The organism is Nodosilinea sp. AN01ver1, assembly GCF_050565655.1.
Taxonomy (GTDB): domain Bacteria; phylum Cyanobacteriota; class Cyanobacteriia; order Phormidesmidales; family Phormidesmidaceae; genus Nodosilinea.
Window position 1 is genome coordinate 101,026 of record NZ_JBNXVS010000011.1, and the last position, 23,392, is coordinate 124,417.

The following is a 23,392-nucleotide window of genomic DNA, read 5'->3' on the forward strand; positions in this document are numbered from 1 at the left end:
TAACCCCTGTTGCACAGCGGCGCTGCACCCCACAACAAGCTGCACCGCACCCCCACCTATAATGAGAAAAAACGGTAATCCGAATGGATACGCCAACTTACCTCAGCCACATCCTAGAACGCAGCCCAGATAAAGTTAGCGGTGCGTGGGTGTTTCGCGGTACTCGCGCTCCTGTCGCTGCCCTCTTTGAAAACCTCAAAGATGGTGCCTCCCTCGATCAGTTTCTGGAATGGTTCCCCGGCGTCACCCGTGCCCAGGTAGAAGCCCTGCTCGATTATGAGCTGATGGTTTTAAATCAGTCAGCTAGTCAATGAAAATCCTGTTCGACCAAGGCACACCAGTTCCTCTCCGTCGCTATCTGCCAGGGCACACCATCGATACCGCCTATGAGAAAGGTTGGTCAGCGCTAACCAATGGCGACCTACTAAAAAACGCAGAGCAAGAGGGTTATGAACTTTTAATCACGACCGATCGCAACCTGCGCTACCAGCAAAACCTGGCGGAGCGGCAAATTGCCATCGTGGTTTTGTTGTCTACATCGTGGCCTCGAATCTAACCCCATTGCGATCGCATACAGGCTCTAGTTGAGTCTATTCACCCTGGCGAGTATCACGAGGTCTCGGTGTAGATTTAGTGTCGCTGGCCCCGCAGCCTTCTACACCCACCAGGGCACTCTGAACTATCCTCAGCGTGCCCTGCCGCCATGCCCTACGACCCTAACAAGCATCATCGTCGCTCCATTCGCCTCACCGGCTACGACTATGCCTCAGAGGGGCTCTACTTCATTACCCTGTGCTGCCATCAGCGCCAGCACCTGTTTGGCACGGTTGTAGAAGGCACAATGCAGCTCAATATGTTGGGCCAAATCGTCGCCGAAGAGTGGCTAAAGACCCCAGAGCTACGTCCAAATTTTGCTCTGGGAGAATGGGTGATCATGCCCAACCACCTTCACGGCGTAGTAATCGTTCGCCCATCCAATCAAGCGATCGATCTGGTGGAAGGCGATATCCCCGTACGGGCGCACAGCAGTGCGCCCCAACCGCCCCCGCTACCTACCGAAATCCTCCAGGGCAATCTTTCGGCTATAGGCGATATCCCCGTACGGGCGCACAGCAGTGCGCCCCAACCGACCCCGCTACCCACCGAAATCCTCCAGGGCAATCTTTCGGCTATAGGCGATATCCCCGTACGGGCGCACAGCAGTGCGCCCCAACCGCCGCTCCAACGGCGCGCTCAATCTATATCGTCTTTCGTAGCGGGCTTTAAGGCGGCGGCCACAAAGCGCATCAATCTCTATCGAAACGCTCCTGGCACCCCGGTTTGGCAGCGGAACTACTACGAGCACATCATCCGCAGCGAGGCATCCCTAGAGCGCATTCAGCACTATATTCAAAACAACCCAGCCGCCTGGGACCAAGATTCATTAAAGTCCACCAAAGTTTCATCCGACAAAACCTACTAAAGACGCAGCCAAAGCGCAAAATGCGGCAACCTGGCCGGAGCGATCGCCTAGCCCAGGGCAATATCTAAAAACATCATGGTGACAAAGCCACCCATCAGGCCGACGGTGCCGCGCTGGCCAAAGGATTTTTGATCGATGTCGGGAATAATTTCATCGACGATCACAAACAGCATCGCCCCGGCAGCAAAGCCCATGGCCCAGGGTAGGGCGGTCTGGGCGAGGGTGACTACGGCAGCGCCAAACAGTCCACCGATAGGCTCGATCAGGCCGGTGAGGGAGGCGATCGCAAAGGCATAGCGAGGGGAATAGCCGATATTGCGCAGGGCGATCGCCACTACCAGCCCTTCGGGAATATTCTGTAGCCCAATGCCCACCGCCAGGGCCACCGCCCCGGCCTGCTCACCGCCGCCAAAGCCGACCCCGACCGCCAAGCCTTCCGGGAAATTGTGCAGGGCGATCGCGATCACAAACAGCCAGATCCGCTTCATATTTTGGGCCTCTGGTCCCTCCGGCCCCTTAAAAAAGTGCTCGTGGGGAAACAGGTTGTGGGCCCCCCACAAAAACGCGCCGCCCAGCAAAACGCCCGTGACCATCACCATCGCAGCGATCGGGCCAGAGTAGCCCAGGGCGATCGCCGCATCGGTGCCGGGCAAGATCAGCGAGAACGAGGTGGCCGCCAGCATCATGCCGCCGCCAATGCCTAGCAAAACGCCCTGGGTGCGCTCTGATGGGTCGAAGGGCAGCAGCACCGGCAGCGCACCAATGCTCGTACTCAGGCCAGCGAAGAGACTCGCGATAAATCCAGCGGCTAAGGGGTTCATGGGGGAAGAGGGTGGATGGGTAGGTGGGTGGATGAGTAGGCGGGTGGGAGGGTGGATGAGGAGAGGTGGATGGTGAGTAGCCTGGCGAGGCTACTATACTAGGTTGACCATAGTGTCGTGATCCTGGCCGTGGCCATACCTATGTAGAGGCCGTAGCGTCGTGGTTCAAGCTGGCACCCATCCACCCCGCCCGTAGGGCTCCCCATCCACCCCTCACTCCTTCCTTGCCATGACTCCTGAACTGACCCAATTCGGCGAGCAAATGTCTCATCTAACGGGCGTACGCGCCATTATGAAAGACATTATTGCAACCTTGCAGGCGGGGCAGGGGCAGGCGTTTATTAACTTGAGTGCGGGCAATCCGGTGATTTTGCCCGAAATTGAGCAGCTCTGGCGCGACTGCACCCAGGAACTGCTGGCCAGCGATGAGTACGGCAATGTGGTGTGCCGCTACGGCACCAGCCAGGGCTACGAGCCGCTGATTACGGCCATTAAAGACGACTTTAACCAGCGCTACGGGCTGGATCTGAGCGATCGCCATATTCTAATTACCCCCGGCAGTCAGGCGCTGTATTTTTTGGCGGCCAATGCCTTTGGTGGCTACCACGCTACCGGGCGCATGAAAGACATCGTGCTGCCCCTCAGCCCCGACTACACTGGCTACGGCGGCATTTCGCTGGTGCCGGAGGCGGTGCGGGCCTACCGCCCGACCATTGAGGCTGACGCGGCGGCCCATCGATTTCGCTATCGGCCCGACTTCAGCCAGCTGGAGATTACCGCCGACACCGGGTTCGTGCTGTTTTCGCGGCCCTGCAACCCCTCGGGCAATGTGCTGACGACTGAGGATGTCGAGCACATTGCCAGCCTCGCCGCCGTTCACAACGTGCCGGTGCTGGTGGACTCGGCCTACGCGCCGCCCTACCCAGCGCTCAACTTCACCCCCATGGAGCCGGTGTTTGGCGATAACATTTTGCACTGCATGAGCCTTTCAAAAGCGGGGCTGCCGGGCGAGCGGCTGGGGGTGGCGATCGGCGATCCGGCCATGATTGGGGTGCTGGAGTGTTTTCAGACCAACTTCTGCATTCACTCGTCGCGCTACGGCCAGGCGATCGCCGCCCGAGCCATTGCCTCCGGCGAGCTGGCCCGCCTGTCGGAGCAGGTAATTCGCCCCTACTACCAGGACAAGTTTGCGGTGCTTGAAGCCGCCCTGGATCGCGCCATGCCCGCCGATTTGCCCTGGTACCTGCACCGGGGTGAGGGGGCGATCTTTGCCTGGCTGTGGTTTGATCAGCTGCCCATCACCGATCAGGAGCTGTACAACCGACTGAAGCAGCGGGGCGTGATTGTGGTGCCCGGCAACCCCTTCTTCCCCGGCCTGCGCCCAGAGCAGGGAGAGCCCTGGCCCCACACCCGTCAGTGTCTGCGCCTGAGTTTGACCGCCAGCCGCGAAGACCTGGCTGAGGCCGCCACCCGCCTGGGCGCTCTGGTAGCCGAGATCTATCAAACTAACGCCGTGGCGGTACCGGCGTGATGGCGGCTGCGACCACCGACGAGTGGGTTGAAATTGGCCGCATTGTCGCCCCCCAGGGGGTCAAGGGCGAGGTGCGGGTGTACCCCAGCAGCGATTTTCCTGAGCGGTTTCTCGAACCGGGCGATCGCTGGCTGAAGCGCCCCCGCAGCCTCACCCCCGAGCCGGTCAAGCTGGTGCGAGGGCGCTATATCGACGGCAAAGGGCTCTACGTGGTGCAGCTGGCTGGCGTTGACAGTCGCGAGATGGCGGAAGCCCTGCGTGATGCGGTGCTGCTGGTGGCGGCAGGCGATCGCCCCAGCCTTGACGACGACGAGTTTTATGTGGCCGACCTGGTGGGGCTGCGGGTCATTGTTCAGGCGACGGGTCAAGACATTGGCACGGTGAGCGAGGTATTTGCCGCTGGCAATGACCTCATCGAAGTTACTTACTATGCTTCGAATGTAGAAAATTCGTCCCAGACCAAGCCCCGGACTGTGCTAGTGCCCTTTGTCACGGCCATTGTGCCGGTGGTAAATTTGGCCGAGGGCTATCTCGAAATTGATCCTCCAGCGGGGCTTTTGGAGCCTTAGGGGCTGCCATCAATTAACCTTTGAAGGCATAAGCATCAACGGGTACAGCCCCTAGCCTGTCGTTTGGGTCGGGCGTGGCACCGCTTGATGGTCACGGTTTCCAGCCAGAATTGATGACGCGCCCTAATCTTATGGCTTTCTTATCTTTAAGTCCTATTGTTAGGCCAACGACCATAAATGGAACGACCATTTCACCCCGGCTTTCCCAGGAGGGCCGGGGTTTATTTATGCTGTTTAGCGTGCTAATCAGGCCGACAATTGCCATCGCCAGTCGGGCGATCGCTACTTATTATCTATAAATCAGCGTTTGTAATCGAGTAACCTAAAGCATCACCGCCTGGGTAGGGCAAAACGAGGTCAATCCCATGAAATGGCAGTCAAGTCGGCGCAGTATAAACATTGAAGACCGCCGAGGTGCGGGAGTGCCCGGTATGGCCGCGACGGGAGGAATTGGATCGCTGCTGCTGGCGCTGGTAGTGGCTTTACTGGGCGGCGATCCCTCGGTGGTATTCGAGCAGGGCTCGGGCAATAGCCCCTACGACAATGCGCCTCAGGTTTCCCCGGCCGAGGCCGATCGCTCGGCGGAGTTTGTCTCGGCGGTGCTGGGCGAGACCGAGGACACCTGGAGCACCATCTTCCGCTCTGAGTTTGGTGCCGACTACCCGGAACCCAGCCTGGTGCTGTACTCCGGAGCCACTCAGTCGGCCTGCGGGCTGGGGCAGTCGGCTATGGGACCGTTTTACTGCCCTGCCGACCAAAAAATTTACCTCGACACCAGCTTTTTTCGAGATCTATCGACACAGCTCGGCGCGCCGGGCGACTTTGCCCAGGCCTACGTCATTGCCCACGAGGTTGGCCACCACGTGCAAAACCTGCTGGGGGTATCTAACGAGGTGCGGCGCGCCCAGCAGCGAGTCAGCAGCACCCAGGCCAACGAGCTGTCGGTGCGGCTAGAACTGCAGGCCGATTGTTTTGCCGGGGTCTGGGCGCACAATGCTCAGGCTGCGCGCCAAATTTTAGAGGAGGGCGACATTGAAGAAGCCCTCAATGCCGCCAGTCAAATTGGCGACGATCGCCTGCAACTGGAGTCTCAGGGTTACGTTACCCCCGACTCGTTTACCCATGGCTCGTCGCAGCAGCGAGCCGAGTGGTTTTATCGCGGTATTGAATCGGGCGATATTAATCAGTGCAATACCTTTGATGCAGCGCAGATTTAAAGGCTCAGCAGGACCAGCTTTTATGAATTTCTTATGTTTGTGATCTAGGCTTTAAGCATCCAAAATAGCTGTTTTCTCCCTCCGGCTTGAGCCATAAGTTTAGGCTCAATACCTGTTATCGACCAACGGTTCAGCGGTAGAAAATGTGTGCTGTTCTAGCCAGTTTTTTGGCATAGCAGCACGGTTATGGAACGGTCGTGGTGGTTTAAAAAATCGCTAGTTTGGTTTAATTCAAATTTAAACTGTTCTGCACAGGTTCGCGATAGGGCCTTGTGACCAAGGTTTTGTGACTGTTTTTTGCGGCCTCCTGTTACGTATTGATTTCCTGGTGCCTGCTTATGTTTGAACGCCACGGCGCTCATGTTCCCCGCGCTACTACACCCCAGAGACATGCCCTGCTTTGGCTGGCTACAGCTCCTCTGCTGGTAGCTACCAGCCTTGTGTTCGAGCGAGATGCTGTTCTCTGGGCTCAAACCGCCAGTCCTTTAGAGGGCGTTGAAATCCCTACGTCCCTGGAGCCCGGTAGTCAGCTCACCATCGACAGCTCAGAGGCCATGCGGCTGGTCAACGAGGCGCTGCGATCGCGCTTTTCCAGCCTCTACGGCGACGCTGAGGTAGAGGTGGCCTACGAAAGCGCCGATCAGGCCCTGCAGTCGTTGAGCGATGGCGGCACCGACCTGGCCGCCGTGGGCCGCCCCCTCACCGAGGCTGAGACCAGCGCCGGGCTGCGCGAGGTGCCTGTATCGCGCCAAAAAATCGCCATTGTGATCAGCCCCAGCAATCCCTTCGCGGGCAGTTTGACCATCGATCAGTTTGCCCAGATCTTTCGCGGCGAAATTACCAACTGGTCAGAGGTTGGCGGCCAGGATGCTCCCATCGTGCTGGTCGATCACCCCGAAACCAGCGACACCCGCCAGGCCTTTCGCACCTATCCGGTGTTTGAAGCGGCTGCCTTTGAGGCGGCCCCCAGTGCCATCACGCTGAGCGAACCGAGTACCGAGGAGATTGCCGCCACCCTCGACGAAAACGGCATTAGCTACGTCGTGGCTGAACAGGCTCTCAACAACCCGGCGGTCAAAATCGTGCCCATGCACGACACCCTGCCCGACGACTCGCGCTACCCCTTCTCGCAGCCGCTCTCCTACGTCTACAACGCCGAGACGGCGACTCCGGCAGCGCTGGCCTTTTTGGGCTTTGCCGTCAACCCCGACAATGAAGCTCTCATAGAGGCAGCTCGGGCCGCGGCGATCGCCACCCCTGAATCCGAAACCGCTCCCGCCGCTGAGGCCGATGCTGCGGTCCCAACAGCTGAGGTATCTCCAGAAACTCCTTCAGAAGTCGCCCCAGAAACTAGCCTTGGACCCACCGATTCGGTGGCTGTGGATCCAGCTCGTGGGTTGCCCTGGTGGCCCTGGCTCTTGGCCCTGCCCCTGCTAGGTGGACTGCTCTGGTGGCTGCTCAAAGATCGGGCTCCGGCTACTCTCCTGACGGCTGGTCCCCTGGCCGCCGCACCTGTGGCTGCTGCCACCGATCGCCGCATCATTCTCACCCCCCGCAGCTGTCGCGATGCCTACGCCTACTGGGAACTGCCCGAGGCCGAGGTCGAGGCCCTGCGGCAGCAAAACTGCTCACTGGCGCTGAAGCTCCACGACGTTACCGACATTGCCGATGTCGATCGCCAGGCCCCCCACCGCACTTACCCATTCGACTGCGACACGGTGGCCGTGGGCGACCTGCACCTGCCCGTCGATGTTGACAACCGCGACTACTTAGTCGAACTGGGCTACCTGGGCACCGATGGCACCTGGCACGCCCTGGCGCGATCGACCCCTGTACGCGTGCCCGTCTGCCCCAGTACCGTTACCCCAGCCGCACCAGGGATTGGAACTGCCGCCGCCGCTGCTGCGGGACTGGGAGCGGCGGCGGTAGGTGCCGCTGCGATGGCCCGTCCAGCTCAGGCCACGACCCCAACACGGGTTATTCTTACCCCCCGCGACTGCAAACATGCCTACGCCTACTGGGAGCTGCCCCAGAGCACCATAGACGACCTTAAAACAGGCTCGCGCGCGCTCAAGGCCCGCCTTTATGACGTCACCGCCCTGCCGGGCAACGGTCACGGCCTCAACAGCCTGCAGGAATTCAACGCTCCCCTCGAAACCCCTGGCGACCTGCACCTACCCATCGCCATCGACGATCGCGACTACGTGGTCGAAGTGGGCTACGTCGACGGCAACTACCAGTGGCACACCTTGGCCAAGTCTGAGGCGGTGCGGGTACCCGCCTGCCCTGCCGCCGCAGGTACCGCCCTCGAAGCTCCCCTGGGCGGGGCCACTGGGTTACTCAACGGAGGCCCGGTTGCCCCGCCGGCTCCATCCCCAGCGCCTGAAACGGCGATCGCGGGCGCTGCCGCCGGAGCCGCTGCTGCGTTGGGAGCAGCCACCCTGTGGAATCGCACCGCCGACCCGGCTGCGGCCCCAATCGCCGCTTTTGAATCGAGCCCCGCCGCTGGGGTCGGACGACGCACCGATAGGGGAGTCGAGAGCAAGATTATTTTGGTGCCGCGCTCTGCCGCTGCCGCCTATGCCTACTGGGAGGTCGCCCCGGCCCACAGGGAGGCTCTGCAGCAGGACGGGGGCCGCGTGCTGGCTCTGCGCATTCACGATGCCACCAACCTGGAGCTTGACGACCAGGCCGCCCACGCCACTCAGGAGTACATTCTGCAGGCCAACGATACCGATCGCCACGTGCCCATCCCCACCCCCGATCGCGACTACGTGGCCGAACTGGGCTACCTCACCGACAGCGGCCAGTGGCTACAGCTGGTGCGATCGCTCCACGTGCGCGTACCCGCCTAGGGGCTTGCCCCATCACCCCAGCCCTCAGCTCTGCTTTTAGCCTGTTTGCCACTATTGCATTACCTGAAAGGAAACGCCATGTCTCTCTTCTTCGACGTGCTCAGCTCGATCAACAACCCCAACCAGCAGGGCAGCATTGACCAGCTCAGCTCCGTACTCACCTCGGTTCAAGATCTGGCCGGTAGCCAGGGCCTCAATAGCGATTAGGTCGGCTCGCTGCTCAACGCTCTGGGTGGAGCGCTGCAGCCCGCCCTCCAGCAGCAGGCTGCCACCGCTGGGGCTGGTCAGCTCGACGGCATGCTCGATCAGCTTACCGGAGCCGGGGGTGTGGCCGCCCTGACTGCGGCCATTTCGCCCCAGCTTCAGCAGCAAATGATTCAGGCCGTCGCCCAAAAGAGCGGTTTAAACGCGGGCATGATTCAAACCATGCTGCCCAGGCTGCTGCCCGTGGCCCTGGGGTTGCTCGGCATGGGTGCTACCAAACCCGGTGCGGTTAGCGGTGGCAACCCGCTGCTAGACACCTTTCTCAACTCCGGATCACCCAGCACTACCGACCTGGGCACCGTGATGAAATTTGCCGGTCGCTTTCTAAACCCGCCCCAGTAGGCTGGCTCCAGGCCGGTTACAACCTCTCCTAAGCGCTGCCTCTAGGCGGCGCTTTTCTGTGACTGATGCTGAATTGGCCTGAACTAACCCCGGTTGGGCTGGGCAAAGATCGCTTGCCCTCACGCCAGCCACCCATATGACATCGGGGCTGTAAACATCGGAGCAGTAACGATTCTGACTGGGTATGAGGCCGGTTAACAACGTATAGCGATGGTTATACCTCATAAATACTGCTGCAAAATGGCGCTTGTCTGCTGTCCGGTTTTCTGCCAGCTAAAGGCGCTTGCTCGCGCCAGCCCAGCCCCATGTAGTCGAGCCCAAAGGCCGCTGTCGCGGGCTACGGCTCTCATAGCCTCAGCCAGTTCCTCAACGTTGTAGGGATCAATCAGCAGAGCCGCATCCCCAGCCACCTCAGGCAGCGACGAGACCTTTGAGGTAATCACCGGCGTACCGCAGGCCATGGCCTCCAGTACCGGCAGACCAAACCCCTCCCACAGGCTGGGAAACACCAGCGCGATCGCCTGGTTGATCAGCCGAGGCAGTTCGCGATAGGGCACGTAGGACAAAAACTGAACGCGATTGTCGAGTTCCCATTCCCTCACCTGAGCCTGTAAAAATGGCGTGTAGCGAGGGTCAGGCACTCCGGCAATTAGAAGCTTAACGTCAGGTAGTTTGGTCTGAGCAAAGGCCTCGATCAGTCGCCCCAGATTCTTGTAGGTGTAGTGGCTGCCGACATAGAGAAAATACGGCTGCCGGGGCAAATCTAGAAACGTGTAGTGGCCGTCGTCGTAAGCCAGCGGAATCACCGTTGTCGCCCCAGGTGGCGGACCAAAAAAGCGGTAGATATCCCTCAGGGTCGACTCAGAATCGCAAATAATATGCTGTGCCTGCCGAATGACCTGGGGCAGGTAATACCGGGAGTACAGCGTGAGCGGCGATCGCGGCTGCGGAAAGTGCAGCGGAATTAAATCGTGCACCGTGACTACCGTGCGGCACCCTGACCACAGCGGGGCCTCAGGGACAGGAGAAAAAAACAGTTTCGACCTCAGCTGCCGGTAAATTTGAGGCACCTGAAACTGGGTCCACCACAGCCGCCGGGCATGACCTTGCTTGCCGGCATCGGTTGTAGCTCCCTGGGGAGAGGGCCAATGGTGATATTCGGCGATCGCGCGATCGCTGAGAATACAGCTGTCTTTGGTAGAAAGATGCTGAATCAGGTTGAGCGCGTACACCCCTAGCCCCGTCGGTTTAGTGGGTACAAACGCCAGATTGATCAGCAGCGCCGCCTCAGTCATTCAGTCGCCGTTTAGTGATGTGCCCCATGCCTGCGATCGGCCTACCCCTTTTGCTGCGTCAGCGTTTTGAGATCGTAATCAACCATCGATTCTACTAGCTGCTGAAACGAGTACTGAGGCTGCCAACTCAGCTGAGCTTTAATTTTGTCAATCGACCCAACTAGCTGCACATCCTCATCCGGGCGATAAAACGCCGGATCGACGCTGACATACTTTTGGTAGTCCAGGCCCAGGTAGCTAAACGCACAATCGACCAGCTCACGCACTGAATGGGTTTCGCCACTGGCAATAATGTAGTCGTCGGGGCTCTCCTGCTGCAGCATCAGCCACATGGCTGTTACCACGTCCTGGGCATGGCACCAGTCTCGCCGGGCGTCTAGATTGCCCAGCCGCAGCTCAGTCGCCAAACCCAGCTTAATCTGCACCGCCCCCCGGGTAATTTTACGAAAGACAAACTCAGCCCCCCGCCGCGGCGACTCGTGGGTATAAGTAATGCCGCAGCAGGCGTACAGATCGTATTTTTGCCGGTAGTTGATCGTCATCCAGTGGGCATAGGCCTTGGCCACCCCATAGGGGTTCCGGGGCCTGAAGGCCGTTCGCTCCGTTTGGGGAGACTCATCGGGTTGACCAAACACCTCACTGCTCGATGCCTGGTAAAAGCGAGTGCTGGGCTTACAGCGCCGAATCGCCTCCAGTAGCCGAGACACCCCCAGAGCGGTGTACTCAGCCGTCAGAGCAGGCTGTGTCCAGGACAGGGGCACGTAGCTCTGAGAGGCCAGGTTATAGATCTCATCCGGCTGCGTCTGGTCAATGGCATCCATCAGCGAGAACTGATCGAGCAAATCACCAGAAATAACTTCAATTTGGTTCGAAAAATGGCTGATGCGCTCAAAACTGCTGGAGCTAGAGCGCCTGACCATGCCAAAGACTTCGTATCCCTGCGACAACAATAACTCGGCAAGATATGATCCATCTTGGCCAGTCAGGCCCGTAATCAACGCTTTTTTAGCCATTGTTGCTCGTTAGATCAAAGGAATCAGCTTTCCTATAGTAATGAACGATAGGCCGCCAAAGTCGATTTAGCCGTCCGAGTCCAAGAAAATTGAGCCGCCTGCTGGTATCCCCGCTCAATCATGGCTTGCCGCAGGGCGCGATCGCTAATCACCCGCCCTAGCGCCTCAGCCAGTTCTTCTACATTGTTCGGGTCTACCAGCAGGGCCGCATCGCCAGCTACCTCGGGCAGAGACGACGTATTGGCTGTAACCACCGGGCAGCCCAGGGTCATGGCCTCTAGTACCGGCAGGCCAAACCCTTCATAAAGAGATGGGTAGGCAAACACATCGGCATTTTGATAGCAGTAAGCCACTTCAGCATCAGAAAGATAGTTGAGATGGCGAATGTGATGCTGCCAAGGCGAGGCCGCGATCGCCTCAAAGATCGGCTCAAACTGCCACCCTTTTTGGCCCACCAACACCAATTGGTGATCCACCCGATACCTACTTTTGAGCAAATTAAATGCCTGAATCAGCTGGACTACGTTTTTGCGAGGTTCCAGGGTACTAACGAATAGGATGAAGGGACGGTTGCCGATAGCTGGCTTGGTAACCTCTTCTAAATTAATTTGCTCTGGTATCACCGGACTACTCGACAGGGCATCGAAAGCATAACGACTGGCTAGAGGGGTAACCCAGATGCGCTCTGGCGGTACTTCCAAATACTTTACAATATCTTGTTTAGAGCTTTCCGAGATGGTGAGCACTAAATCAGCCCAGATCAGACATTGCTTTACCCGCTGAGTGTAGCTACGCACCACCGCGGTTACATAGTCCGGATAGCGAATAAAAGATAGATCATAGATATTCATCACCCGCTGACTATACTGACAGGGGTAGACCGCATAGTTAGTGCCATGGTAAATGTCGGGCTTACCAAACCGGTGCTCCAGTCGTGATATGAGCGGCTGACCCGGGAGTTGGGCCAAGACATTCAGTAGCCTAACAGGGAATGGGAGGATGGCAGTGTTGTCATAGCGGTTTAAAGCCTTAGGCACTGCTAAATTACCCCGCAGCCAGTTTTGCAGGCTGGGTTGATAAGCAATACGCAATTCAAAGCCTTCTGGCTCTTGCAATGGTTGCAGCGCGGCCAATAAATTGAGGATGTAAAGGCCAACACCGCTGGGCTTAGGTAAAACCGGCGTAGCTTCTACGACAACCTTCATCATGATAGGGTCTCGCTTAGATCCTTTAAGGTGTGATTATTCCAGGGCTACATCAAACGGCTGTGTTGCTCAACTGGATTGTGAAATCGCTACCCAAGTTCAAAGTAAGCACAGCCTAGCCGGGATTGCAGGAGATTATACCTCTATCCCGAGCCCCTCAAAAATTATCGATTGTCCATTTAGAAATATACGCTTCACCTTGGATTAGGTTGCTGGAGATGATTCAAATGCACAAACCTCGCCTGAAAATACTTGGAAATTTCTGTCGCTGATTGAAATATTTTATTGACTGTAAGCTCTCCTATTATTTTTGCAATGTAACACCCAGCAAGCTGATTAACTGCTTGGCGCTTTCTTCCCAAGTTAACCACGGCATTTTTTCCGATTGCGGTGCTTGACCGCTGGCGTTTAACTCAATCCATTGCGCAACTGCCTTGGCAATGACTTGCGGGTCTTTCGAGTTTTCAAAATAAAACGCATGCCCCCCTGCTACTTCACGGAATACAGGGATGTCTCTGGCGATGATCGGCAACTTATGTTGCGCCGCTTCGATCAGCGGGAGCCCAAATCCTTCGGCCTCACTAGCAGCAATCAAACAGGTACTGGCAGCGTAGACCTTTTCCAGATATTCGTCGCTAATGCCTTCGAGCCAGAACAGACGCTTGCCCAACTTGGCATGATTGCGTAAACGCTCTCCCAACGCTTCCACCATCCAGCCTTGCTTGCCCACCAGTACCAAATTGACATCGTCGCCCTGTGCCCACAACACTTCAAGGGCAGACAGAGTTTGGGCATGGCCTTTACGCGGTTCGATGGTGCCCACCGACAGAAAGCTTGGCCGGGCCTGTAGTGCTGCCAGAATTTGCGGCGCATCGGTCGGCATGCCCGTGCTGGGGGCGCTGTTTTCGGGATCAGCGCCCAGATAGAACCACTGCACCTTATAAGGCCTCTCTCGCTTGGGGCCAAACATCTGGAGCCATGCTTGTAGTTCGTTGGCTACACCACGTGAAATACAGATGGCACCGTCAAACTGCACTATGGTTTCCAACCAGCGTTTGTGCATGTCTTGACTGCCATACGGAAATACCTCGGGCCTCAACACAGGAAGCAGATCATACACAAGGAAATGAATGCCCACCCCACGTCGATACCAGTCTCCCAATACATGGGCTTGTCTGAGTACTTGGCCACTATGGAAGTCCAGTGCGAAAAACACATCGCCTGGATAGGCCTCGACGATCTCATCAACCGCCCAATCTTCAGACACACCGAGAAAACGGCTGGTGAAACGGCGTGCGTAGCGGTAGCCATATGCCTCTGTGATGCCGTACACCGGCTCGATCTGCCAACTGGACAGCGGGGTAAGCAACCAATGCATTAATATCGCACGTACAACACGCTGGATGCCGGTTCTTAAATCTGTTTCAACTAGCGCCGAAATATCAACCAGTAATTGCCTGCGCCGCGGACGCGGCGGCACGTTCTTTGCCACGCAGGCAGCCAGTGCTGGCCATTCCGGTGACGGTAAAACAGGTTTCTGCTCAACGATGGCGGCCAGCAAACCCGGTATGCCGACAGCTGCCTGCTGGTAATACCCTTCGATGGCTTCGGCATATATGGCGGCACAGTGGCGAGGAGCATGGTACTTCGCAATCACTTGGCGAGCCCTCTTGCCAAGCTCAACCTGACGCTGCCTGTCCGACCACAGCGTGGTCAAGGCTTCGACGAGCTGGCTATCGTCGAACTCATCCGGCAGCATCCACACGGCGTTTTGATCCAGCTCGGCCATCGAGCCGTTGGCGTTCACGATGGTAGATAAGCCATAGTTCATGCAATCCAGCACAGCTGCTGAAGTTTCACCGCGCGAAAGGGTGCGCAGTTGCACACCCACATCAGCTGCCGCTAACCAGTGGCTGAAGATGCCGCTGTCAGCCCATCCAGTGATTTCGATGCGGCTGCCGCCCGCCGCATCGCGAATGTTGCGTACCAGCTCGGCTCCATAATCGCCATCGTGATTCTGCCCCACAAAAACCAAGCGGCACTTCCGATCCTGAGCCAAGGGTGACGCCAACCAGGCGGAAAGTAGGCGATGATTTAGCTTATGTGGGCCAAGCAGACCAAAACTACAAACAACAAACTCGTTTTTTCCTACACCCAGCGCACACCGTGCACGGATCCGGTCTGACTCGCCAGCTGGCTTGCGCGCAAGCGGTACCAGGCGAAAGGAGTCGGCCGCCCGTTCGCCATACCATTCGCGTGCCAATTGGCGGGAATAGTCGGAATGAACGATCAACCCAAGTGCATCCTGTAGGACCTGCAGGTTGCAGGGATAGGCCCAAACGACGTCGGCCGTAGCCTGGTCCTGGAAACGCGCCGCCAACGCCGCCCAACCGTGCGACTCCTGCAATGCCCTGGCCCAGCCGTAAAGGTTCTCTCCTGTCGCATCCCGATGGGCAACGATGTTGGAAAGGAAGAAATCATGTAACACCACTACACCAGGATGATCGTACAGCAACCCAAACATGTGACTGTGAAAGGGCGAGTTGCCGAAGTGGTACAGTACCCGATCAAACTCATGGGCATGCTGACGAAACCAGGTCACGTCGCGGATTGGGCAATTGGCTCGCACCCAGGGATCCGCCATCTGCTCCTGCGCGACAATTACCTCGATACGATAGTAGTGAGCAAGTTCTGGCAGCAGCTGGGCACTGTAATCGCTGATGCCGCTCGCCTCCGGCGGCAGAGGCGACACATAGGCCAGACGGGGTCGCTGCGATGATATCTGAACAGCTTTTTTTTCGACGTTAACACTTGCTTCAAAGGCTTGCCACGCTTTGCAAGCACTGTCATCCCAGCTAAATTTTCGTGCTTGCTCTAGCCCATGTCGTTCAAGTTCGACGCGGAAGATGTCATCGCTCAGCACCTGCGCCATTTTCGTGGTGATGGCATTGGTGTCAAAAGGGTCGAACAGTGCATCATCACGCCCTATGACCTCCAGCAGGCTAGACGTGTTGCTGGCAATGACTGCCTTGCCACATTGCATGGCTTCCAGCGCCGCCAGCAAACCACAACCTTCATGCCAGGAAGGAAAAACGTAAAGAGCACAAAGGTTGTAAAGCTGGACGAGTTCCTGATCATTGACATAACCCGTAAAGCACAACTCATCTTCCCCAAGGCCGATACGCTGTGCAACTCGCTTAAATTGGACAACATTGTCATCAGCCATTTCTCCAGCCAGAAGCAATTGATAACGACTGCGCAGATCAATAGGCAATGCGGCAAAGCCTTCAATCAGCCGGTGCAGGTTTTCGAGATCGCCTACGCCACCGTTATAGAGCACAAATTGTCTGCGCAGGCTGAATTTCTCCCGAAGCTTGGCAGCATCAACTTCAACAACTACTTCAGGCTTGAAATGTGCTTCAGCACCCACCAATCCATTAATAAAAAGAGACTCTGATTGTCCCAGTAATTGAATGCTTTCTTGTCGTGACGTCTCAGAAATAGAAAAGTAAAGATTTGCCCTTTTCAGGTGTTCAATCTTCCGAAGATAATATTCTTCAAAGGAAAGATTGGGCTTTAAATACCGATTTAGATTTGACAATGTAATTGAATCACAAAGAGTAACACTGACAGGCGTGTTCGTATCAAAGCGCCCAATACTGGTTACTGCATTATCGACATAGCCTTCAAACAAACTGCAAATGTGTATGATATCTGGCTGTAAACTAGCGAGAAAGGCCTCGCGAATTAGCTCAGCGACTTCTCTGCGAGCATCATTCCGGGAATGTCTTTCAAGTACCGGGCAAATAGCATGCCACACCCGGATGTTTTCCTGCGGCAACAAACCATCGAAGGCTGCACGAATAGGCTCAATGGTTTCAGGGAACAAATCGCTCAGCGCCAGAATAACCTCGTGCTCACCACGATTTCGTACGATTGCCTTCGAAAAGGCAATGGTATAACGTCCGATGCTGCGGAAACGGCTTTCGGACTGAGCGCCTTGCATGTCAATAACAATACGCATCAATTGCCCCTTCTCTGTTGTCTTGCCACAGTTGCCTGCAAATCAGCATGTATTTTGCGAGCATGGGGGGAGATGTGCTGCAATTCTGTCGGCAGATTTGACTCCCGCACCAAATACCCAAGGCTTACAAGATACAGACGCTTAAAACTTCTTTTAAGCCAAGGAAAGCGTCCAAAAAAAGACAAAACTCTGACCTTAAGGGATCGGTGCATTCGCTGGGGAAGCAATCTTAGACTTGCAGAAGTCAGTCTTAGACTCTGCCGTACAAGACATAACAGTAGCTTCTTTAAAGTAAGCTTGATTTTCTTAGGACTAGACGTATCTCTTCCTAAGTTTTTCTGCCGATATCGTTGCTTAAGGTATCTTTCTAAATCGCCAACTCGGCGGAATGGAGCTGTAATACGCCAGAGTCGCCCATGTTTCAGGTCATAGATTTCCCTAGAGACGTTCTGATACTCCCCTTGTAAGAGTTGATGCTCCCCTTGTAAGAGTATCAACTCTTCTTGCAAGAGTTGATACTCTCCTTGCAAACGCTGATACTCCCCTTCCAGGGGCTTTAATACCTTACTCCGAAGTTCGGCAAGCTCTGTTTCATATTTTCGGGTAAGTTCTCTGGCTCGCGATGCGTCTCTCGATACATCAAAAGTAATTCCCCCTTGCTCGTACAAAGTTACCTGATGTTTAATTCTCCTTTCCTGAATCTGGTCAATTTGGCTTTTACTGTAGCCATGCCTTATCAAAAGATCGTGAATAAAATTTTCATTTTCGCGAAAAAAATCAATATCCTTTGAGTCATAAACCCCTATAGGTACTTTGCAATCAGAAAAGTCTAATTCATTTATATCAAAACCAGAAAGCCGCAATAGAGTTTCTTCCTTGTACTTCTCTGAGTAACTCAGATTATCAATATCAATACTGATATCACAATAAGGCAATGCCTCAAGCATTCCATAGCACCATAGCGCATAAAACAACATGTAGCTTTGCCGAGAACTCAGCCAAGGTTCTGAAAAAAAGTTATATTCCTCAAAAATATTCTCTGAGTGAAACTCAGGAACTCCAAAAAACTGCCTAAGCTCACCTAAGAAGCTTGGTAAATTGGCAGCATTTAAGATCAAGAGATGATTCGTGTCGAATCCAAGCTTACATGACCACCACTGATCCCAGGGATTACGCCAGAGATAAACATGAACGCCTCCCAGGTGAGACTTGAGCATCGCGGCTCTGCCTAGGGAGCGGCAGAGTTGTAAAAGGGGCCTGCCATTTGAATTATTTATTAATGCTTTAATATACTCATAAAATCCTGGGGTACTAGTTAGATTACTTGCAAAATAGTGATCATAAGAGAACTCCTTCCGAAGTAAATTTTGAATACTTCCAAAAATTTTGTAAAACTCATAGAAATAAGGATCTTTTATGGATGGATGCCTCCAATAAAGGGCTTCTTTAGAGCCAACATCAAGCAACCTCCCTGGCATATCTTTCGAAAAAAAGATATACTCATTTAACGGTTCCTGGTAACAGGAGTAACCCTTATTAGAACGACGAAATACATTAAATATATAAGTGCTTCCGGTTCTAAATAACGAATGAATGAAAATCGGCTGATGACTGGAAATCATAATCTTGATGGAATTATTACAGCAAATCTGGCTGCATAGAAAAGGTGGCGTTCAAGTTAACAAGGCCTGAATAATTCAAATCTCGACTCGTTTGTATTCTAAACATCAAAACATCCACGCGACGATGAATAAATAAAGAGTCTTGGCTATTAAAATCTTTAACGCCAAAATTAAGAAAATAGGTGCCGTCAGCAAGATGATTGCTGACGCGAAAAGAGCAAAGAATGCGATCTTTAGCCTTATAGCTTCCGCCTTGCTCCTTTAGATTCTTTGTGTCAGTACCATAAATTGAAATTCCCTCTGTAGTTTTGATCAAAAAGGCAATTTTTGGATTTTCAACTAAGGCATTAAAACGTATACGACTTTTTATGTAGAAAACACTCCCTGTTCCAATAACATTAACCCGCTTTTTGTTTTCACACTCTAGCCATACATCTTCGATTACAGCCCGCCCATCTCCATAGCTTAACTCATTAGTAACAACCAAAGAAGAGTCAAGCAGTGATGCATCTTTTTTCAGAGAGGTTTCAGATGAGTCTTCTTGATAATTTTTATTGCCAAAAAGATAGCGCTCGTATTCTTCACAGATTTCTTTAGCTTCGCCAAAACCTTGATTTAGGCCCTGATTAATAAACAGTGCCTTAGAACATATTTTCTTGACACTTTCTATGTCATGGCTGACTAGGAGAAGTGACATGCCTTCATTTAGGTACTCCTCGAGTCTTCGGAAACACTGCCTCTGGAAAGCTGCATCACCTACTGAAAGAGCCTCATCTACAATCAAGAGTTGAGGTTTGAAGGAGGTCGCTAGAGCAAATGCCACTCGCATTTGCATGCCGCTGGAATAAATGTTAACTGGCTGATCGAAATACTCACCAATATCCGCAAACTCTTCTACCATCGGAAGCATATGCTCTATTTCGCGACGGTTAAAACCCATTAGTCCTGCGGCATGGCAAGCATTTTGTCGTCCAGTTAACTCTGGGTTAAAGCCCATACCCAATTCTAATATGGCTGAGGTGCGACCGTTGACAGTCACGCTTCCAATACTAGGTTTTTGGGTGCCGGTGATCAGCTTTAATAAGGTGCTTTTACCGGCCCCATTTTGGCCAACGATGCCAACCGCTTCACCGGGGGCTACAGAAAAGGAAATTTCCCGCAAAACCCATTGCTCGCTTACTGATTTTGTAGGCAAACCGAACCAAGAGGCGATACGATTTAACTCAGAATGATATTTGCGGTAGGCTTTGCCCAGATTAGTAACTTGCAACACGGGTAGGCTCATAACGCATCCACAATCTCGCTACTCGCTCGTTTAAAGAGAACCATTGATATGGCAAGTAATACTAGGGCTAGCAGGCTGACCCAGCTTAACTGTAACCACGATGGCGGCACGTTATAAAGTACGGCATTTTGGTACCCTTGAACGACCCAGAACATTGGATTAAGCTTCATCCAACCTTGTAAGGCCTCTGGCACAATATTAGGGCTGTATACAATGGGGGTGAACCAAAACGCAAGCTGCAATACAACCGTTACAACTTGCCCAATATCTCGCATAAAAACATTGAGTACGCCTATTATTAGGCCAATGCCTAAAGCTAGGGCTAAGTTGACAACTGTCAGAACTGGTATCCAGACAATATTTGAGCCAGGAATAAACCCCAGAACTATAACAACCAATAAAATTGCAGTCAATAGAAAAACATTATTGACCAGTGCGGAACCAGTAACAATTAGTGGTAGACAAACTTTAGGAAATACCATTTTTTTAAGCAGATTGGCATTGTCAATAAACATCGTCAAGCATTTTATGACGACCTCTGTAAAGAGCGCCCAAGCTAAAGTACCAGACAGTAAGTAAATTGGATAGGCCAGCTTATTGTCAGCCATATCGGGCAATCGGCCAGAAAGTAACTGACCCAGTACTAAAGCAAAAGTAGCTGCTTGGATAAGAGGATGGAGAATAATCCACAACGCTCCCAAGCGACTACGCGCAAAACGGCCTTTAAACTCAACCTTAATCGACGACAGAATAAAGTAGCGATATTCCCACGCCGAGAGCAATAAGCCTTTGATCTTACTGGAGCGTCTAGAGCGTCTAATTTTAATCGGTGCATCCATATCTACACGACCATTTAGGCAACTATTAACAGCAGGGCAGCAATTCTTTTCAGAGCTTCGAACCCGTTTCAATTAGCCAAATCGAACTCATTAGTTTTTACGCTTGAGACGAAGTAGCAATTTCAAACACATCACGTTGAGCAGTATATCTCCCTATGAGAATGGCCTGTAAATCGTCTTCTACCGTCAACATCAATAGCTCACTAAAGCTTACAAAGAAATTCAATCCCAAGATTTAGCTAGCTTTGCACGGATCGGTAATAAGTAAATCTACTCATGGGAAGCGCAAATGCCACTCATCAAAGGACGCATCGTCTGCCTACGTAGATTGACATACCCGAAGGCCTTCTCTAAAAACTCCTCCAGTAAGTAGGTTTCTCCAGCAGCCACCAAGTAGTCAACCGATCGACCCTGTTGTAGCATCAACTATATGGCTTACGCTTATTCTTCAAGCATAGCCTCAGTTTCGTTGTGCGTCTAATTAACGCAACTGCAAACAGTCGTTAAGAACCGTACCACAGCTTTGAACCGTTGGTGTACCTGATGGTCAATAACGACCTAGAGGCGATCAGCCTAGCCTAAGGCGACGGCAGTTCCCGAGACCCCGCCACTATTCACCGGGATGCCCTACACCTGATGCCCTAGGGGTAGGATATAGCTACAGTCACTTAAGTTAGGACGCAACTTACTTGAGGAGAGCGTGATACCAAGCCGTAAGTTCTCCTGCTAGGAGAAGGCTTGTCGAACTTGACGTTTCAAACACCTCAAGCACTTTTCAATGAGCTTTCGGAACAGAAACCTGAGCTACGAAGGACTATCGCTTCTACTCGTCGCTCTGACGAGAGTTATAACTTTTTTTCGTATTCGTCAATGATGCCTAAAACGGCGTTTGACAAGTCGGACAGGTAGTAAAAACACAGGTTTAGGGTAAGATTACCAGTCCTACAGCCCCGTGAGAATGAAGAATACAACCTACATTAGCGATTTGACCCATGACTCGTTTGAGTTGGATTGAGCTACTACTGCCAGCAGCAAAGTCTAGGGAACAGTCGCGAAGTTTGGGATAGCATCGTTGGCAGTAATGCACAAAGTTGGGGAAGCTAAACAATGCCTCATCCCTGTTCAGAAAGTTGCCCTGTATGGTGCGATTTAAACGTCGAAAGAAAACCCTAAATATTTTCGAGGCGTCGAGTTAGCAATCCCTGATAAGGACTAAACAACAGTGCCAGCAAAAAGCCAGCAAACACGGTCAGGCCGATCGCAGGTCCCGACGGGATATCGAGATAGTAGCTGCTGTACATACCTACCACACTAAATAGCACGCCTAGGGTAGCACCTAAGGCCATCATCCAGTGCAGCTCTTTGACCAGTAGGTAGGCGGTGGCGGCAGGGCCAACCATGAGGGCCACGACCAGGATCACGCCTACAGTTTTGATGCCGGCGATAATGGCGAGGGTGATGCCCGCCATTAGGCCCAGGTTGATGCGGTTGACGGGCAGCCCGAGGGCTTCGGCCCCGAGGGGGTCGAAGGTGAAGAACAACAGCTCTTTGTAAAACAAGCCAACGCCGACCAGCACCAGCCCGGCGATCGCCGCAATTTGCCAGACATCGCTAGAACGAATACTGAGAATGTCGCCAAACAGCAGCTGCTCTAGGGAAACCCGACTGCGCAACACCGTCAGCAGGGTAATGCCCAGGGAGAAAAAGGTGGAAAAGGTGATCGCCATCGCGGTATCGGCCTTAATGCGCGACTGGGTGCGAATCCAGGTGATAACGAAGGTACTGAACAGACCGCAGGTAAACGCTCCAAGCAGGACAGGCAGGTTGAGGAAGCTGGCGATCGCTAGTCCCGGCAGCACCCCGTGGGCCACTACGTCCCCCAGCATGGCCATGCGCTGCACAATCAGGTAGGTGCCAACGACTGGGCAAAGAATGCCGACCAAAAAGCTCGCCAGCAGCGCCTGGCGCATAAAGTCATAGCTGAGCGGATCCAAAAGCCAGTCCATCACGTTTGACTATCACGAAAGGACTACCCAAAGTTCCACATTACTGGATTGCTGGGCAGATGATCGGTCACGGTGCGGCTGATGACGTCGATTTCAGCCAAATCGGCATCAGAGAGAGAAACTGAAGCAGCCTGAGCATTTTCCTTCGCCTGCTCAACATTGCGTGCGCCGACGATCGCAGTCGTCTGAGGTTGAGCCACCAGCCAGGCCAGGGCCAGATTGCCCAGCGTGGTGTGGTGGCGACGGGCGATCGGGCGCAGCTTTTCCAGGGCGGCCTGGGCTTTGTCGTAGAGCGGCGGCTGAAACAGCTTGGTTTTGCTGCGAATGTCTTCTTTAGGGAACTGGTGATCGGGGCCAAACTTGCCCGTCAGTAACCCCTGGGCCAGCGACGAGTAGGCCAGAATGGTGAGGTTATTCTCGACACAGTAGGGCAGCAGTTCGGCCTCGACCCCGCGCCAGAAGAGGGAGTAGGGCGGCTGCAGGCCGTCGATGCGGCCATAGGTGATCGCTTCTTCAAGCTGGGACTTAGAAAAATTCGAAACCCCGATCGCCCGAATTTTGCCCTGCTCTTTGAGCTGGTTCAGCGCCCCCATGGTTTCACCAATGGGCACCATGTCGCTATTGAAGGAGCCAGCGGGCCAGTGAATCTGGTACAGGTCAATTACTTCGGTCTGCAGCCGCCGGAGCGAATGTTCGCAGGCCTCGATCACCTGGTCGTGCTTTAAGTGGTTGGCGAAAACTTTAGTCGCTAATATAACGCGATCGCGCCTGTCTCCCAGCGCCTTACCCACCAGTTCCTCAGAGTAGCCGTTGCCGTAGACCTCCGCCGTGTCGAAGGTGGTGATCCCTGCATCCAGGGCCGCCTGCATCGCGTCAATCACCGCCTGGTCTTCGATATCAACCCAGCCGCTCTTACCCGCCTGCCAGGTGCCAAAGATCAGCGGCGTGATCTCAATATCGGTATTGCCCAGCCTGCGAGTGTCCATGCTCAAGCGCCCGTCCCCAAATTCGTCAACTGCATAATAATGCCAGGCTTGATCTG

Annotated in this window: 19 protein-coding genes; 9 read left to right on the top strand and 10 right to left on the bottom strand. The window is 54.0% G+C overall.

Going from position 1 to position 23,392, the window contains the following annotated elements; all coding sequences use genetic code 11:
• Positions 1-83: 83 nt before the first annotated feature.
• From ACQ4N7_RS11435 to ACQ4N7_RS11445, 3 genes are all read left to right on the top strand, one after another.
• Positions 84-314 carry a DUF433 domain-containing protein gene (locus ACQ4N7_RS11435; RefSeq protein WP_430711730.1) on the top strand — a complete coding sequence of 77 codons (231 nt, stop codon included), beginning with the start codon at positions 84-86 and terminating at the stop codon, positions 312-314.
• Positions 311-556: a hypothetical protein gene (locus tag ACQ4N7_RS11440; protein ID WP_430711731.1), complete on the top strand. Its 246-nt coding sequence runs from the start codon at positions 311-313 to the stop codon at positions 554-556. The genes ACQ4N7_RS11435 and ACQ4N7_RS11440 overlap by 4 nt, the downstream gene beginning before the upstream one ends.
• Before the next feature lie 147 nt (positions 557-703).
• A complete protein-coding gene (locus tag ACQ4N7_RS11445; RefSeq protein ID WP_430711732.1) occupies positions 704-1,462 on the top strand; it encodes a transposase in 759 nt (252 codons plus the stop codon).
• Positions 1,463-1,509: 47 nt separating this feature from the next.
• On the opposite strand, the gene ACQ4N7_RS11450 is transcribed toward ACQ4N7_RS11445, so the two are convergent.
• Positions 1,510-2,283 (bottom strand): ZIP family metal transporter, encoded by a 774-nt coding sequence (locus tag ACQ4N7_RS11450; protein ID WP_430711733.1) that lies wholly within the window; start codon positions 2,281-2,283, stop codon positions 1,510-1,512.
• 229 nt (positions 2,284-2,512) lie between these two features.
• On the opposite strand from ACQ4N7_RS11450, the gene ACQ4N7_RS11455 reads away from it, so the two are divergent.
• From ACQ4N7_RS11455 to ACQ4N7_RS11480, 6 genes are all read left to right on the top strand, one after another.
• A complete protein-coding gene (locus tag ACQ4N7_RS11455; protein WP_430711734.1) occupies positions 2,513-3,814 on the top strand; it encodes a valine--pyruvate transaminase in 1,302 nt (433 codons plus the stop codon).
• The gene (gene rimM, locus ACQ4N7_RS11460) at positions 3,814-4,383 is read left to right on the top strand and encodes a ribosome maturation factor RimM (RefSeq protein WP_430711735.1); all 570 of its coding nucleotides are present in this window, start codon (positions 3,814-3,816) and stop codon (positions 4,381-4,383) included. The genes ACQ4N7_RS11455 and rimM overlap by 1 nt, the downstream gene beginning before the upstream one ends.
• 365 nt (positions 4,384-4,748) lie before the next feature.
• A complete protein-coding gene (gene ypfJ, locus ACQ4N7_RS11465) occupies positions 4,749-5,600 on the top strand; it encodes a KPN_02809 family neutral zinc metallopeptidase (protein WP_430711736.1) in 852 nt (283 codons plus the stop codon).
• 338 nt (positions 5,601-5,938) lie between these two features.
• Positions 5,939-8,455: a DUF4912 domain-containing protein gene (locus ACQ4N7_RS11470; RefSeq protein WP_430711737.1), complete on the top strand. Its 2,517-nt coding sequence runs from the start codon at positions 5,939-5,941 to the stop codon at positions 8,453-8,455.
• Positions 8,456-8,533: 78 nt separating this feature from the next.
• Positions 8,534-8,662, top strand: coding sequence for a hypothetical protein (locus ACQ4N7_RS11475; protein ID WP_430711738.1), 129 nt, complete (start codon positions 8,534-8,536; stop codon positions 8,660-8,662).
• A 90-nt stretch (positions 8,663-8,752) separates the two neighbouring features.
• Complete coding sequence (locus tag ACQ4N7_RS11480; RefSeq protein ID WP_430711739.1) at positions 8,753-9,061, top strand: hypothetical protein; 309 nt, start codon at positions 8,753-8,755, stop codon at positions 9,059-9,061.
• 221 nt (positions 9,062-9,282) lie between these two features.
• Here ACQ4N7_RS11480 and ACQ4N7_RS11485 read toward each other — a convergent pair whose 3' ends face one another.
• From ACQ4N7_RS11485 to ACQ4N7_RS11525, 9 genes are all read right to left on the bottom strand, one after another.
• Entirely contained in the window at positions 9,283-10,356 is a 1,074-nt protein-coding gene (locus ACQ4N7_RS11485) for a glycosyltransferase family 4 protein (RefSeq protein ID WP_430711740.1), read from the bottom strand.
• 41 nt (positions 10,357-10,397) lie between these two features.
• Positions 10,398-11,369, bottom strand: coding sequence for a GDP-mannose 4,6-dehydratase (locus tag ACQ4N7_RS11490; protein ID WP_430711741.1), 972 nt, complete (start codon positions 11,367-11,369; stop codon positions 10,398-10,400).
• Positions 11,370-11,401: 32 nt separating this feature from the next.
• Positions 11,402-12,577, bottom strand: coding sequence for a glycosyltransferase family 4 protein (locus ACQ4N7_RS11495; protein WP_430711742.1), 1,176 nt, complete (start codon positions 12,575-12,577; stop codon positions 11,402-11,404).
• Positions 12,578-12,878: 301 nt separating this feature from the next.
• Positions 12,879-16,598: a glycosyltransferase gene (locus tag ACQ4N7_RS11500; RefSeq protein ID WP_430711743.1), complete on the bottom strand. Its 3,720-nt coding sequence runs from the start codon at positions 16,596-16,598 to the stop codon at positions 12,879-12,881.
• Positions 16,598-18,220: a hypothetical protein gene (locus ACQ4N7_RS11505; RefSeq protein WP_430711744.1), complete on the bottom strand. Its 1,623-nt coding sequence runs from the start codon at positions 18,218-18,220 to the stop codon at positions 16,598-16,600. Before ACQ4N7_RS11505 ends, ACQ4N7_RS11500 begins: the two co-directional genes overlap by 1 nt.
• Before the next feature lie 16 nt (positions 18,221-18,236).
• Positions 18,237-19,493 carry an ABC transporter ATP-binding protein gene (locus ACQ4N7_RS11510; RefSeq protein WP_430711745.1) on the bottom strand — a complete coding sequence of 419 codons (1,257 nt, stop codon included), beginning with the start codon at positions 19,491-19,493 and terminating at the stop codon, positions 18,237-18,239.
• An 8-nt stretch (positions 19,494-19,501) separates the two neighbouring features.
• Entirely contained in the window at positions 19,502-20,344 is an 843-nt protein-coding gene (locus ACQ4N7_RS11515) for an ABC transporter permease (RefSeq protein WP_430711746.1), read from the bottom strand.
• A gap of 1,169 nt (positions 20,345-21,513) precedes the next feature.
• Positions 21,514-22,350: a metal ABC transporter permease gene (locus ACQ4N7_RS11520; protein WP_430711747.1), complete on the bottom strand. Its 837-nt coding sequence runs from the start codon at positions 22,348-22,350 to the stop codon at positions 21,514-21,516.
• Between the two features lie 23 nt (positions 22,351-22,373).
• Positions 22,374-23,336, bottom strand: coding sequence for an aldo/keto reductase (locus ACQ4N7_RS11525; protein WP_430711748.1), 963 nt, complete (start codon positions 23,334-23,336; stop codon positions 22,374-22,376).
• Between the last annotated feature and the right edge of the window lie 56 nt (positions 23,337-23,392).

What these genes read in the sequence shown, in the direction of transcription:
- rimM (WP_430711735.1), top strand. Translation starts at nt 3,814, where the DNA reads ATGGCGGCTGCGACCACCGACGAGTGGGTTGAAATTGGCCGCATTGTC.
- ACQ4N7_RS11445 (WP_430711732.1), top strand. Translation starts at nt 704, where the DNA reads ATGCCCTACGACCCTAACAAGCATCATCGTCGCTCCATTCGCCTCACC.
- ACQ4N7_RS11450 (WP_430711733.1), bottom strand. Translation starts at nt 2,283, where the DNA reads ATGAACCCCTTAGCCGCTGGATTTATCGCGAGTCTCTTCGCTGGCCTG.
- ACQ4N7_RS11470 (WP_430711737.1), top strand. Translation starts at nt 5,939, where the DNA reads ATGTTTGAACGCCACGGCGCTCATGTTCCCCGCGCTACTACACCCCAG.
- ypfJ (WP_430711736.1), top strand. Translation starts at nt 4,749, where the DNA reads ATGAAATGGCAGTCAAGTCGGCGCAGTATAAACATTGAAGACCGCCGA.
- ACQ4N7_RS11435 (WP_430711730.1), top strand. Translation starts at nt 84, where the DNA reads ATGGATACGCCAACTTACCTCAGCCACATCCTAGAACGCAGCCCAGAT.
- ACQ4N7_RS11480 (WP_430711739.1), top strand. Translation starts at nt 8,753, where the DNA reads ATGCTCGATCAGCTTACCGGAGCCGGGGGTGTGGCCGCCCTGACTGCG.
- ACQ4N7_RS11515 (WP_430711746.1), bottom strand. Translation starts at nt 20,344, where the DNA reads ATGGATGCACCGATTAAAATTAGACGCTCTAGACGCTCCAGTAAGATC.
- ACQ4N7_RS11505 (WP_430711744.1), bottom strand. Translation starts at nt 18,220, where the DNA reads ATGATTTCCAGTCATCAGCCGATTTTCATTCATTCGTTATTTAGAACC.
- ACQ4N7_RS11495 (WP_430711742.1), bottom strand. Translation starts at nt 12,577, where the DNA reads ATGATGAAGGTTGTCGTAGAAGCTACGCCGGTTTTACCTAAGCCCAGC.
- ACQ4N7_RS11485 (WP_430711740.1), bottom strand. Translation starts at nt 10,356, where the DNA reads ATGACTGAGGCGGCGCTGCTGATCAATCTGGCGTTTGTACCCACTAAA.
- ACQ4N7_RS11455 (WP_430711734.1), top strand. Translation starts at nt 2,513, where the DNA reads ATGACTCCTGAACTGACCCAATTCGGCGAGCAAATGTCTCATCTAACG.
- ACQ4N7_RS11475 (WP_430711738.1), top strand. Translation starts at nt 8,534, where the DNA reads ATGTCTCTCTTCTTCGACGTGCTCAGCTCGATCAACAACCCCAACCAG.
- ACQ4N7_RS11500 (WP_430711743.1), bottom strand. Translation starts at nt 16,598, where the DNA reads ATGCGTATTGTTATTGACATGCAAGGCGCTCAGTCCGAAAGCCGTTTC.
- ACQ4N7_RS11490 (WP_430711741.1), bottom strand. Translation starts at nt 11,369, where the DNA reads ATGGCTAAAAAAGCGTTGATTACGGGCCTGACTGGCCAAGATGGATCA.
- ACQ4N7_RS11525 (WP_430711748.1), bottom strand. Translation starts at nt 23,336, where the DNA reads ATGGACACTCGCAGGCTGGGCAATACCGATATTGAGATCACGCCGCTG.
- ACQ4N7_RS11440 (WP_430711731.1), top strand. Translation starts at nt 311, where the DNA reads ATGAAAATCCTGTTCGACCAAGGCACACCAGTTCCTCTCCGTCGCTAT.
- ACQ4N7_RS11520 (WP_430711747.1), bottom strand. Translation starts at nt 22,350, where the DNA reads ATGGACTGGCTTTTGGATCCGCTCAGCTATGACTTTATGCGCCAGGCG.